We start from the raw sequence: 13253 nt of genomic DNA, 5'->3' as shown, positions 1-13253 counted from the left end.
GGCCATCGGGGCCAGGCAATCAGATCAACACAGGCTCCGGAACGCTGTCATTGCTGGTAGGAGGTTGTCACTATGCCGGTACAGCAGTTGAAGGAATTCCTCGATGAGGCAGGTGTGGAATACATGTGCCTCTCCCACCCTCCTGCATTTACCGCCCAGGAACTCGCCCACCACGTCAAGATTGCCGGCGACCGTGTCGTCAAAACGGTGATCATCGAACTGGATGGCAAAATGGCAATGCTGGTGATGCCGGCCACCTGGCGAATCCGCTGGGACAGGTTATCCCGCATCCTCGACACCGACTTTCTTGACCTCGCTGACGAACAGGAATTCCAGGACCGCTTCCCGGATTGCGAGGTAGGCGCCATGCCCCCCTTTGGCAACCTGTTCGGAATGACCGTGTACTGCGCGGAAGCCTTGACCGAACAGTCGGAACTTGCCTTTGCGGCGGGCAGTCACAGTGAATCTGTCCACATGAAGACCGCCGATTTCATTAACCTCGTGCAACCGATGGTACTGAACCAGGGCTTCAACAAACCCGGAGCCCAGAAGCCCGCCTGGCTGGTCAAAGGCCGTCGCCGGCCGGACGACGTTGCCAAGCAACGGGTATCAGGAATGGCCGGCTACTGAGGCTTTTCCTGCCGGCTTGATCCCGGTCTCTTGTCTGGCTGCCGCCATCGCGTAAACTGAGGGCATCAGACAGGAAACCGATATGACTCAAGCCTTTGATATTGTGGTAGTTGGTGCCGGCATGGTCGGTGCTGCCCTCGCCACTGGCCTTGGCCAGAATGGCTTCCGCGTTGCCCTGGTAGACCGGGCTCCGCCGCCCGCCTTCGATCCAGAAAACGCCCCCGATATACGGGTATCTGCCCTCAGCGCCGGCAGCGAGCGCTATCTTCAGAGCCTGGGCGCCTGGGACCATATCCTTCACATGCGGGCAACGCCCTACAAACGACTGGCCGTATGGGATGAAACCCGCTATCCACTGCAGAACCTGGTGCCCCGGAAGCTGGCCGAAGTCCAGTTCGACGCCACCGAGCTTGGCGCACAGCACCTGGGGCATATTGTCGAGAACTCGGTTACCCAACAGGCACTCTGGCAAACCGCCGAGGCCTGCCCCCAGGTATCCCTGTTCCACGGTCAGGGTGTCGCCTCACTGGCGCAGTCCGGTGATACCGCGACGGTCACCCTTGATGATGGCCGCGAGCTGCTCGCAGCCCTGGTGGTCGGAGCCGATGGCGCCCAGTCCCGAATTCGCGAGCTGGCCGGCATTGGCACCACCCGGAACCAGTATGAACAGCAGGCGATGGTCGTCTCGGTACGTTATCAGGGGCCGGTTGAAGACATTACCTGGCAAGGCTTCCACCCTTCCGGACCACGCGCCTTCCTGCCCCTGCACAGCGCCGGCCCGGACCATCCCGGCGAGAGCTGGGGCTCCCTGGTCTGGTACGATTCGCCGGAGGAACTGGCCCGCTTGAAAGGCCTGGACGACAGGGCCCTGATGGAACAAATCCAGTCATCGTTCCCTGCAAGCCTGCCACTGCTGACCCACATCGACAGCAAGGCCTCGTTTCCCATCGCCCGTCAGCACGCCAAACACTACCACGCCGGGCGAGTGGTCCTGGCCGGAGATTCAGCCCACACCATCAACCCGCTGGCTGGCCAGGGCGTGAACCTGGGCTTCCAGGATGCCCAGGCCCTACAGGCAGTCCTCAAGGAAGCCAGGCGCGCCGATGATGATCTGGCCGCCCAGAAGTGGCTGAACCTTTACGAGCAACAGCGCCGACCAGCGAACCGCAGAATGATGCTGACCATGGATGTGTTTTACCATCTGTTCAGTAACCGGATTCCGCCCGTCCATCTGCTGCGCAATCTGGGCCTGGGCGCCGCCCGCGCCCTGCCCTTCGCCCGCAACCGGGTGGCCCGCTACGCCATGGGCATCGACGAGGAACTGCCGGCCGTGGTGCGGCAGATAGCCTCCCGGATTCCGGGCCTGAATCAGCTTTAGAGCCAAACAACAATCCCAAGGACAAGTGAAAAGGAGCCACCATGTCAAAGACGATTTTCACCAAGATCATCAACCGGGAAATTCCCGCGGACATCCTCTACGAAGACGACATCGCCCTCGCTTTCAGTGACATCAATCCTCAGGCACCGGTGCATTTTCTGGTCATCCCGAAGAAGGCCATCGCCACCATCAACGACATTACCGAAGAAGATCGGGAGCTGGTGGGGCATCTGTATCTGGTGGCAGCGAAGATTGCCAAGGAGAAGGGGTTTGCGGACGACGGCTATCGCGTTGTCATGAACTGCGGGGAGAATTCTGGGCAGACGGTGTTTCACATCCACCTGCACGTTCTCGGTGGCAAGCCGCTGGGCTGGCCGCCCTATACCGACAAAATGAAGCAGGCCTGATTGTTTTAGGCCTTGGGTGCCGGCAAGCGGTCCGGTAATGCTGTTTGGGACACGCTCAAGGCATCCATGCGCGCTTAGCTTTCGCCATCCATGGACGGCTCGAGCGTGTCTCGGAAAGCCGCACCACACGGCGGCCCTCCTCCCAGGCCAAAAAATCAGCGGCCGACCACCTTCTCAGCCTCTTCCACCGGCGTATGACGAACGTCCTCGCCTTTGACCATGAAGATCACGTTCTCGGCAATGTTACATGCGTGGTCACCCACCCGCTCCAGGGCACGGAGCACCCACATTACGGACATGCACCGTGAGATGTTGCGGGTATCTTCCATCATGAACGTCAGCAGGGTACGGGCCGCGGCCTGATATTCCTCATCGACGCGCTTGTCTTCCTTCATGATCCGCAACGCCTGCTCCGAATCCAGGCGAGCGAAAGCATCCAATGCGTCGTGGAGAAGCGTCAGCACGTGGCTGCCAATATGTCTGACCTCGACATAACCCCGGGGAGCATGACCTTCCTCACTCAGACTGATCGCCAGTTTGGCAATTTTCTTGGCTTCGTCGCCAACGCGCTCAAGATCGGCAACCATCTTGATGACCGAGATCACCAGGCGAAGATCTCGTGCTGTCGGCTGGCGGCGGGCGATGATCAGTGTGGCCTCTTCATCGATATCAATTTCCATCTGATCGACTTTCTTGTCGTTGGCACGGATCTCATCTGCTGCGTGCCCGTCACCATCAACAAGCGCCTCAATGGCTCTCTCAAGCTGGGCTTCAACCATACCACCCATTTTCAGGAACTCGGTTTTGAGCTCCATCAGTTCGTCGTTGAACTTGTGGGAAATATGATCCCCGTAAACGTCGTCCTTATTCGTAGGCATACTGTTCTTCTCCAAAATTCCTCAGGGCCGGAATCAGCCGAAACGGCCAGTGATGTAGGACTCGGTCAGTTCATGTTCCGGCGAGGTGAATACCTTGTTGGTCTCGTTCACTTCCACCAGGTGCCCCAGGTGGAAGTAGGCCGTGCGATGAGATACCCGGGCCGCCTGCTGCATCGAGTGAGTCACGATAACGATCGTGTAACTTTCGGACAGCTCAGCAATCAGCTCTTCCACTTTCGCGGTCGCAATAGGATCCAGGGCCGAGCAGGGCTCGTCCATCAGCACGACTTCCGGGCTCACGGCGATTGCACGCGCAATGCACAGACGCTGCTGCTGACCACCGGACATTCCGGTTGCGTTGGCGTCCAAACGGTCTTTCGCTTCTTCCCATAAACCGGCTTTACGCAGGCTATTCTCGACAATCTCGTCCAGATCCGACTTACGGTTGGCGAGGCCGTGAATGCGAGGGCCGTAGGCCACGTTGTCGTAAATGGACTTGGGGAACGGGTTGGGTTTCTGGAAAACCATTCCAACGCGAGCCCTGAGTTCAACAACATCGCGCTTGGGATCGTAGATGTCGTGGTCGTCCAGATGCAGAGACCCCTTCACGCGACAGATATCAATGCTGTCGTTCATGCGGTTCAAACAGCGCAGGAAGGTGGATTTACCACAGCCGGATGGTCCGATGAAGGCGATGACTTCGTTACGGGCAATATCCAGGCTGATTTTCTTGATTGCACGAGTATCACCGTAGAACACGTCGACGTCGCGAAGTTTAAACTTCGGATCATCGGCGAACGGTTTGCCAACCGTTTTGCCTTCCTCGATGACGGTCTCCGCCGGTTTTTCATCCGAAATTGGCACCACGGCTTCTTCAGGTTGACCAACTTCACTGGTAATCGTTGTGTTGACAGTATTCATTCAGATTCTCCTTACCACCGGCGCTCAAGTCGTTTACGCATCCAGATGGCCAATGCGTTCATGCTGATCAGGAAGGTCAACAGCACCATGATGGCTGCCGACGCACGTTCAATAAAGGCCAGCTCAGGGCTACCTGCCCACAGGAACACCTGCACCGGCAGAACCGTGGCCGAGTCGAAGAAGCCATCGGGTACATCCACGATGAACGCCACCATACCGATGAGTAGCAGCGGCGCGGTCTCACCCAGTGCCTGGGCCATACCGATGATGGAACCGGTCAGCATGCCCGGCATGGCCAGCGGCAGTACATGATGCAGAACCACCTGCATCTTGGAGGCACCGATACCTTCAGCGGCCTCGCGAATCGAAGGCGGTACGCTTTTGATCGCGGCCCGGCTGGAAATGATGATGGTCGGCAGGGTCATCAACGTCAGCACCAGACCACCAACCACTGGAACCGAACGCGGCATGCCGAACAGGTTGATAAACACCGCCAGGCCGAGCAGACCAAAGATGATGGAAGGAACCGCCGCCAGGTTGTTGATATTCACCTCGATAAAATCGGTGAACTTGTTCTGGGGAGCGAATTCTTCCAGGTAGATCGCCGCTGCCACACCAATCGGGAACGACAGGATCAGGGTAACGAACATGGTCAGCAGCGAACCGACAATGGCGCCAAGAATACCTGCCTTGGACGGATCCCGGGAATCACCGACGCTGAAGAACACATCGTTGAATGATGTGTCGATAACGCCCCGCTCCTGCAGTTCGTCCACCCAGGCTCTTTGCTGGTCGTTCAGCTTGATCGAGTAGGCATCATCCCCCGCGTGCTTCACGTAGACATCCACATCGGTGTGACTCAGGAATGTCAGGGTCTGCGTCGTACCCAACCACTCCGGATTCGCCTTGAGTGAATCGCGCAGCTCCACCGAAGCATAGGGATTAATCAGTTCGCGAACCTGCTTACGATCCTCTTCGCTCGCCCCGGGAATCTCTTTGATCAGGGCCTGAACCAATGGCTCAACAAAATCGGCCATCTTCATCTGGCGCTCGTCCGTGGGGTCGTCCAGATACATCATTTCACCATCCAGCTGCACATCCATGGTGATGGTGGTCTTCATGAAGCCCGTATAGCCCTTCCCGATGATATCGGTAAACAGGGTTAACAGAGCCCCAAGAGCAATCGCAATCGCGATTACACCGTAGGCACGGAACCGACGTTCCTTTCGGTAGCGGCGCTTGAGCGACTGGCGGACAATTTCCGCCTGTGAACGTTGATCAGTCATACTGTTCCCGATATTTGCGTACGATTTTCAGTGCAATGACGTTCAGCAGCAGGGTTGCCAGGAAGAGCATGGCGCCCAGTGCAAAGGCGGCCAGCGTCTTGGCGCTGTCGAACTCCTGGTCACCGGTGAGCAGGGTCACGATCTGGACGGTGACGGTGGTTACCGTTTCCAGCGGGTTGGCCGTCAGGTTAGCAGCCAGACCAGCGGCCATGACCACGATCATGGTTTCACCGATGGCCCGGGAGACCGCCAGCAGAATACCGCCCATGATGCCGGGCAGTGCAGCCGGGAAAATCACCTTTTTCATGGTCTCGGACTGGGTGGCTCCGAGCGCAAGAGAGCCATCACGCATGGCCTGGGGCACGGCATTGATCACGTCATCCGACAGGGAAGACACAAACGGAATGATCATGATGCCCATAACGGCACCAGCGGCCAGGGCACTCTGGCTTGATGCCTCGATACCCATGGATGCGGCCAGATCGCTGATAAACGGCGCAACGGTCAGCGCGGCGAAGAAACCGTAAACCACGGTGGGAATACCGGCCAGCATTTCCAGCAGCGGCTTGACCACACCACGAACTTTTTTGCCGGCATACTCGGACAGGTAAATCGCTGAAAGCAGCCCCACCGGCACGGCCACAACCATGGCAATAGCGGAAATCAGGAGGGTGCCGGTGAACAGGGGGATCATGCCGAATGCACCCTGGGACGCAACCTGATCAGCCCGAAGTGCGGTCTGGGGACTCCAGTGGCTGCCAAAGAAAAATTCGGTAAACGGTACCTTCTCGAAGAACCGGAACGTCTCGAAAGCCACCGAGAAAATGATGCCGATGGTGGTCAGGATTGCCAGGGCCGCACAGGCGAAGAATACCCACTTGAGAATGGCTTCAACCTGGACACGGGCATTCAGGCGCGGCCGGATTCTCAACCAGCCCAGGAAACCCGCGAGCACGGCTACCGAGATAACCAGCGCTGACATGAGGAACCGGCTCTGGGCGCGCAAGGCCTGCAAGCGTTCAGCGGCCTCAGCGATCGGCGCCTCCACGAACCCGGGAGGTAACGCCCCGCTGGCCACGTTACTGATTTTACCCAGCAGCAGGCTGGCTTCACCATCGGTCGCCGGCACCATGCCGTCCGGCAGGCCACCAATCACAATCAGCTGAATGACTTTGCCCTGGAATGCTGCCCACAAACCGAGCACGATAAGCGCGGGAATACCACTCCACAATGCCGCCCGGGCCCCATAATAGAAAGGAAGGGACTTGAGATGACGGATCCCACCCATCGGCATCGCCAGCGACCGGGAGCGGGCGTAACCAAGCCAATAGGCCACGATCGTCAGCACCAGTGTCAGTAATAAAAGATTAGCCGGTTGCATGAAAATTCCTGTATTCGACTTCGTATTGGCGCACAGTTTACAGATTCAGCTCTGCACTGGCACCGGATCGTCCAAACGTGCAAAAGGTGCGGGCCTCAATCGAGACCCGCACCTCTGTTCTTGACCGGACGGCGGTCTTACTTGAGCTCGTCCAGGGTCAGGTTCGGCATGTTTTCTGCCTTTTCCATCAGGTCCATCAGGGCAGCACGGGGCGGCACGATCAGACCAACATCTTTCAGGTAGCCGTTCTGGCCCATGGCAGCGTTGCTGGTGAACTCGCTAACGTACTCCTGGATGCCGGGAACCACACCAACGTGTGCTTTCTTCACGTAGAAGAACAGTGAACGGGCTACCGGATACTCATCCGCAGCAATGGCTTCAGCAGTCGGTACCTTGCCATTCAGGGTAGCGGCCTGCAGACGGTCGGAGTTTTCTTCCATGAAGCTGTAACCGAATACGCCGTACATCCCGGCATCCCCAATCAACTTCTGCACGATCAGGTTGTCGTTCTCACCCGCCTCGATAAATACGCCGTCTTCACGAACGCTTTCACAAATGGAAGCGTGCTCGTCCTTGCTCAGGTCAGCGGCTTCGGGCAGCTCATCGCAACCAGCAGCCAGGGCCAGCTCGTTGAACGAGTCACGGGTACCGGAAGTCGGGGGAGGACCCATCACACGAATCGGCTTGTTCGGCAGGCTGGAATCAACGTCGCTCCAGTTTTTGTTCGGGTTGGCTACCCACTCGCCGTTAACAGGCACTTTGGAACCCAGGGCCAGGAACAACTGCTCAAGCGTGAGTTCGAGGTTCTCGGCATTCTTGGAGCTGGCAATAACAATGCCGTCAGAACCGATGCGAAACTCGGTGATGTCTTTTACGCCGTTGCTCTGGCAGAGCTCGAACTCGGAAGTCTTCATCCGGCGCGAGGCGTTGGTGATGTCCGGGTGCTGGGTACCGATACCCTGACAGAACAGCTTGAGACCACCACCAGAACCGGTGGATTCCAGCTTGGGTGTGCTGAAGTCGGTCTTGGTACCGAATCGCTCGGCAACAACAGTGGCGAACGGATAAACAGTTGAGGAACCCACGATGCTGATGGTGTCACGGGCCATGGCCGGTGCAGACATGGCGGCTACGGAGCCGGCCAGTGCAACAGTCGCGAGTGCTTTGTTCAGTTTCATCACGTCAAGTCTCCATTATTCGGTTTGGACGTTGTGTCGGATGTGTTTTACCGATGTGTGCAGACTAATAGCACTCTGTGACAACTTTGTTACAGCATTTGAAATATAGTCAGGAATGTTCAAATTTGCTTGCAGCGGCGCTTCAGCCCGTTACCATGCGTGTTAAAACAATTCCAGGCTCGCAAGAAGGCAGTACTATGACCGCGCTAGACGATGACAAACCCATGCCCCGTGGTGACCTCACTCTTCAGGTAATTCCTCTCCCCGCTGATACCAACGCCAATGGCGATGTCTTCGCCGGCTGGCTGGTGAAACAGATGGATCTCGCCGCTGCCACCATGGCCGGGCGCATTTCCCAGGGACGCAATGCCACCGTGGCCATGGACCGGATGGAGTTCCTGTCACCGCTGCGGGTTGGGTCGCAGGTGGGTTGCTACTGCGAGCTGGTGGATATCGGTCGCAGTTCCATGAAAATCAGCGTGGAAGTGTGGACCCTTGACCGTACTGCCAAGAATCCACGCAAGGTAACCGAGGGCCTGTTCGTCTACGTTGCCATCGATGAGCACGGTCGAATAAGGGAAGTGCCAGAGCAAGTTCTCTGAACCTGCACCGCTCTATTTCCAGCCGTGCAGAAGGCGGGCGTAATTAAGGCGCTCCCAGGTTCGGGCATTGGGGGCGTTCGCCATAGACAGAACGCCCTGTGCTTCTGCCAGCGAGCGGTATCCCATTCCGGAGAGCCGAGCATTCATTTCCCGGGTAATCCTCGACAGGGCGCCGGCACCCTCCGATAGCAATGCGGAGACCACCTGCACTGCGGAAGCGCCCGAAAGAATCGCTTTTGCCGCATCATCACCACTGTGAACGCCACCCGAAACGGCCATTTCCAGTGATGTCTGGCCATACAGCATGGCCGCAGCGTGCAAGCGCAACGGCAGCTCGGCGCTGGATGAAAGCACCACTTCCCGGCTCAACTCCAGCTCGTCCAGGTCCATATCGGGCTGGTAAAACCGGTTGAACAGAACCAGCCCGTGGGCGCCAGCCGCTTCAATGCCTGCCACAAAAGCCGGCAACGCCGAATAGAAAGGCGATAGCTTGACGCTGACCGGAATGCTCACCTGCTCAGCCACTGACCTCACAACCGCAAGTTGCCGCTGTTCCAGTGCTTCAGCTGTTTCCTCCGGATCCGATGCCAGGTCATAGAGATTCAGTTCGATGGCATGGGCGCCTGCCGCTTCCAGCTCGCGTGCATGCCTGGTCCAGCCACCTGTCGAGATACCGTTGAGCGAGGCAATCACCGGCACACCCAGTGAGTGTCGCAGCAGCTCCAACCGCTGCAGGTAGCTGTCCGATCCCATCTCGAATAGCTCGGATTCCGGAAAAAACGATCGGGCCTCGGCGTCCATATTGATCCGGGAATCAATAAACCGGTGGGCCGCCATCTGCTCCTCCACCAGCTGCTCCTCAAACAGCGAGTGCATGACCACGGCGCCGGCCCCTGCCTCAACGCAGGCTTTCAGGGCGTCCAGGTCATCGGTCAGCGGACTGGCGCCAACCACCAGGGGCGAGCGGAGTTCCAGCCCCAGCCAACGGGTTGCCAGCTCAGTCATGACGTTCACCCTTCTCGTTACCTGCTTCCGAAGATTCGTGGGGCTCAAAATGTATCCCCGCCAGCTGCTTATAGAGCTCACGCTGTTCAGTGGCCGCCTCCGACGCCGCAGCCACCAGCTGTTCGTAGCGTCGGGGATCCCTCAGCTCCAGCATCCGGAACCGGGCTTCTTCCTGCATGTAGGCTTTCATGGTGACTTTCTGGCGCAGGGAATCCAGTTGCAGGGGCGGCAGCCCCTCGTGAATACGCCGGGGATCAAACCGATACAGCGGCCAGGCCCAGCTGTCCACCGCCCGCTTCTGCTGTGCCGGGGAGTGCACCAGGTCGTAACCGTGGGCAATGCAGGGGCTGTGGGCAATGATCAGCGCCGGGCCATCGAAGCTCTCCGCTTCCTGCAGGGCCTTGGTGGTGTGGTTGCTGTGGGACTGCATGGCGATCTGGGCCACGTAGACATGGCCATAGCTCATGGCGAGCAGACCCAGATCCTTCTTGCGGGTGGCCTTGCCAGCGGAGGCAAACTTGGCAATGGCACCCATCGGCGTGGCCTTGGATTGCTGGCCGCCGGTGTTGGAATAGACTTCGGTATCCAGCACCAGCAGTTTCAGGTTCTGGCCCGAGGCCAGAGCGTGGTCCAGGCCGCCATAGCCGATATCGTAGGCCCAGCCATCCCCGCCAATCACCCAGACACTTTTCGGGCAGAGCTCGTCGGCCAGGCTGTCGAGTTCCCGGGCCTCTGGCCCCTGCTGGTCCGCCAGCCAGCTGCGAAGCTGCTCAATCGCAGTGCGCCTTGATGCCATTGCCGATTCATCAACGGTGGTGCAGGCGCTGGTCAGCTCAGAGTGCAGCGCTTCAGGCAGTTGCCCCTGGAACCCGTTCAGCAATTGCCGGGCCCGACCCACGAGTTTGTCCAGCCCCAGACGCATGCCCAGCCCCAGTTCCGCCGCGTCCTCAAACAGCGAATTGTTCCAGGTCGGGCCCCGACCATCGGCATTGACCGTGTAGGGTGTGGTGGGCAGATTGCCACCGTAGATCGAGGAGCAGCCGGTGGCATTGGCAATCAACAGCCGATCCCCCACCAACTGGGTGAGCAGCCGGATGTAGGGCGTTTCACCGCAGCCGGAACAGGCGCCGGAATATTCGAACAGGGGAATCAGCAGCGGCAGGGATTTGAAGTCGCGGGGGATACGATCCCTGGGCACATCCTGCAACTGCCGGAATAACGCCAGGTTGTCCGCCTCCACCTCACGGTGTTGCTCGATCGGCTGCATATTGATGGCTTTGCGTTTGGGCTGGGTCCGGTCCTTTGCCGGGCAGACCTCGACACACAGACCGCAACCGGTGCAGTCATCAGGCGCCACCTGAATGCGGTAATCCAGCCCCTCCAGCTCCGAGGTGTGGGTTTCCGGCACCACCTCGAACGCCTCCGGCGCGCCTTTGACCGTCTCGGGCTCAAACACCTTGCTGGTGATCGCGGTGTGCGGGCAGATCATTGCGCAGAAGTTGCACTGCACGCAGAGGTCGGATTCCCAGATGGGTATTTCCAGGGCGATGGTTCGCTTCTCATACTGGCTGGTTCCCGTTGGCCAGGTACCGTCCGGCGGGAACGCACTGACCGGCAGTTTGTCCCCCTGCCCCTCCAGTAACAGGCGAGTGATTTTCTGCACAAAGTCCGGCGCATTCTCGGGCACCCTTGGCGGTCGGGTGCGTGTTGCCGTCACCTTGTCCGGGACCGGCACCTCATGCAGGTTGTCCAGGGCCGAGTCCACCGCTTCCACGTTGCGGCGCACCACCTCCGGCCCACGGCGGCCCCAGGTTTTGCGAATGGATTCCTTGATATGGGCAATGGCCTCTTCCCGGGGCAGTATATCTGCCAGGGCGAAGAAGCAGACCTGCATCACGGTGTTGATCCGCCGCTCCAGACCCGCCTTTTCCGCCACCTCGGCGGCATCAATCACGAACAGCCGAGCCTTGCGCTCGACCAATACCCGCTGGACCTCGACCGAGAGCCGATCCCAGATCTCGTCCTTTGACCAGGGCACATTGAGCAGCACCGTGGCGCCCTCGGCAGCGTGTTCGAGCACATCAAACCGCTCCAGAAACTGGGGCGCGTGAATGGCGACGAACTGGGCCCTGTTGATCTGGTAACTGGAGCGGATCGGCAGCGGCCCAAATCTCAGATGGGAGACAGTGGTAGCGCCGGATTTCTTGGAGTCATAGACAAAATGGCCCTGGGCAAACAGCTCCGTGCCCTCACCCAGGATCTTGATGCTGGCCTTGTTGCTGCTGACAGTGCCATCGGCACCGAGACCGAAGAACAGCGCCCGGCGGGTTTTCGGGGATTCAATATCCAGTTCGCTATCCACCTCCAGCGAAAGGTGGCTGACATCGTCCCGCACGCCGACGGTGAAGCGGGTTTTCGGCGCTGCCGCTTTAAGTTCGTCGAAAATGGCGCAGACCATGGCCGGCGTAAACTCACGGGAAGACAGCCCATATCGGCCGCCAATCACCCGGGGCAGTACCTTCCGATCCCCCCGGCTGTAGGCCTCCATCAGGGCACCGCTGACTTCCAGCAACAAGGGCTCACCCTGGGCTCCCGGTTCCTTGGTGCGATCCAGCACCGCGAGATGTTCGACGGTATCGGGCAAAGCGTCCAGAAAACGCGACGTGGCAAAGGGCCGGAACAGGCGGACCTTGAGAACCCCGACCTTCTCACCCTGCGCCAGCAGCCACTCCACCGTTTCATGGGCGCATTCGGCCCCGGAACCCATCAGGATGACCACTCTGTCGGCCTCAGGGTGCCCAACATAATCAAACAGACGGTATTGCCGACCGGTGATACCGGCGAAACGGTCCATCACGGCTTCAAGCTTCCCCGGGAATGCCTGATAGAAGGGATTGATGGCCTCCCGGGCCTGGAAGAAGGCGTCCGGGTTCTGGGAGGTGCCGCGAACCACTGGCCGGTCCGGTGTCATCCGGCGGCTGCGATGTGCTTCAACTCCGTCGTGCGATACCAGCGCCTGCAAATCCTGGTCACTGAGCGCCGCAATCTTGGAGATTTCATGGGAGGTGCGAAAGCCGTCGAAGAAATGCATCACCGGCACCCGGCTTTCCAGGGTGACGGCGTGGCCGATGGCCGCAAGGTCCTGGGCCTCCTGTACCGACCCCGAAGCCAGCAGGGCAAATCCGGTACCGCGGGCACTCATGACATCGGAATGGTCGCAGAAGATAGACAGGGCGTGGGTGGCAATGCTGCGGGCGGCAATGTGCATGCAGAACGGCGACAGTTCACCGGCAATCTTGTATAGATTGGGCAGCATCAACAGCAGCCCCTGGGAGGCAGTAAAAGTGGTCACCAGGGAACCGGCCTGCAGCGCCCCGTGCATAGCACCGGCCGCACCGGCCTCGGACTGCATCTCCACCACACTGGGCACCTGTCCCCAGAGATTGGGTTTGCCCAGAGCTGCCCAGTCATCAGCGTGTTCGCCCATCACTGAAGCGGGCGTAATCGGATAGATGGCAATGGTCTCGCTCAGGCGGTAAGCCACTGAGGACACCGCTTCATTGCCGTCGAGGGTATGAAACTCCATG

At 59.1% G+C, this 13253-nt stretch carries 11 protein-coding genes; 4 read left to right on the top strand and 7 right to left on the bottom strand.

Annotated elements, in window-relative coordinates; all coding sequences use genetic code 11:
• Positions 1–72: 72 nt before the first annotated feature.
• The 3 genes from AC13E3_RS14040 to AC13E3_RS14030 all read left to right on the top strand — a co-directional run bounded on the left by AC13E3_RS14040 (position 73) and on the right by AC13E3_RS14030 (position 2415).
• Positions 73–630, top strand: a complete 558-nt coding sequence (locus AC13E3_RS14040) for an aminoacyl-tRNA deacylase (RefSeq protein WP_008172962.1) — start codon at positions 73–75, stop codon at positions 628–630.
• Positions 631–712: 82 nt separating this feature from the next.
• Positions 713–2008 carry an FAD-dependent monooxygenase gene (locus AC13E3_RS14035; RefSeq protein ID WP_008172963.1) on the top strand — a complete coding sequence of 432 codons (1296 nt, stop codon included), beginning with the start codon at positions 713–715 and terminating at the stop codon, positions 2006–2008.
• Between the two features lie 41 nt (positions 2009–2049).
• A complete protein-coding gene (locus AC13E3_RS14030) occupies positions 2050–2415 on the top strand; it encodes a histidine triad nucleotide-binding protein (protein WP_482902161.1) in 366 nt (121 codons plus the stop codon).
• A gap of 155 nt (positions 2416–2570) precedes the next feature.
• Here AC13E3_RS14030 and phoU read toward each other — a convergent pair whose 3' ends face one another.
• The 5 genes from phoU to AC13E3_RS14005 form a co-directional block, all read right to left on the bottom strand.
• On the bottom strand, positions 2571–3293 hold the full coding sequence (gene phoU / locus AC13E3_RS14025; protein ID WP_482902160.1) for a phosphate signaling complex protein PhoU: 723 nt from the start codon (positions 3291–3293) through the stop codon (positions 2571–2573).
• Between the two features lie 33 nt (positions 3294–3326).
• Positions 3327–4214: a phosphate ABC transporter ATP-binding protein PstB gene (gene pstB / locus AC13E3_RS14020; RefSeq protein WP_482902159.1), complete on the bottom strand. Its 888-nt coding sequence runs from the start codon at positions 4212–4214 to the stop codon at positions 3327–3329.
• A gap of 11 nt (positions 4215–4225) precedes the next feature.
• Positions 4226–5500 carry a phosphate ABC transporter permease PstA gene (gene pstA, locus AC13E3_RS14015; RefSeq protein ID WP_482902158.1) on the bottom strand — a complete coding sequence of 425 codons (1275 nt, stop codon included), beginning with the start codon at positions 5498–5500 and terminating at the stop codon, positions 4226–4228.
• The gene (gene pstC / locus AC13E3_RS14010; RefSeq protein WP_482902157.1) at positions 5493–6881 is read right to left on the bottom strand and encodes a phosphate ABC transporter permease subunit PstC; all 1389 of its coding nucleotides are present in this window, start codon (positions 6879–6881) and stop codon (positions 5493–5495) included. The genes pstA and pstC overlap by 8 nt, the downstream gene beginning before the upstream one ends.
• Before the next feature lie 137 nt (positions 6882–7018).
• Positions 7019–8059 (bottom strand): substrate-binding domain-containing protein, encoded by a 1041-nt coding sequence (locus tag AC13E3_RS14005; protein ID WP_414673567.1) that lies wholly within the window; start codon positions 8057–8059, stop codon positions 7019–7021.
• A gap of 197 nt (positions 8060–8256) precedes the next feature.
• Here AC13E3_RS14005 and AC13E3_RS14000 point away from each other — a divergent pair, with 197 nt between their 5' ends.
• On the top strand, positions 8257–8661 hold the full coding sequence (locus tag AC13E3_RS14000) for an acyl-CoA thioesterase (RefSeq protein WP_482902156.1): 405 nt from the start codon (positions 8257–8259) through the stop codon (positions 8659–8661).
• A gap of 12 nt (positions 8662–8673) precedes the next feature.
• On the opposite strand, the gene AC13E3_RS13995 is transcribed toward AC13E3_RS14000, so the two are convergent.
• Positions 8674–9666: a dihydroorotate dehydrogenase-like protein gene (locus AC13E3_RS13995; protein WP_286811129.1), complete on the bottom strand. Its 993-nt coding sequence runs from the start codon at positions 9664–9666 to the stop codon at positions 8674–8676.
• Positions 9659–13252: a pyruvate:ferredoxin (flavodoxin) oxidoreductase gene (nifJ, locus tag AC13E3_RS13990; protein ID WP_482902155.1), complete on the bottom strand. Its 3594-nt coding sequence runs from the start codon at positions 13250–13252 to the stop codon at positions 9659–9661. The genes AC13E3_RS13995 and nifJ overlap by 8 nt, the downstream gene beginning before the upstream one ends.
• Position 13253: the final 1 nt, after the last annotated feature.

It is taken from the genome of Marinobacter sp. L-80 (assembly GCF_056859395.1).
Note: the sequence above shows the minus strand (reverse complement) of the source record. Positions and strands in the feature narration are given on the sequence as shown.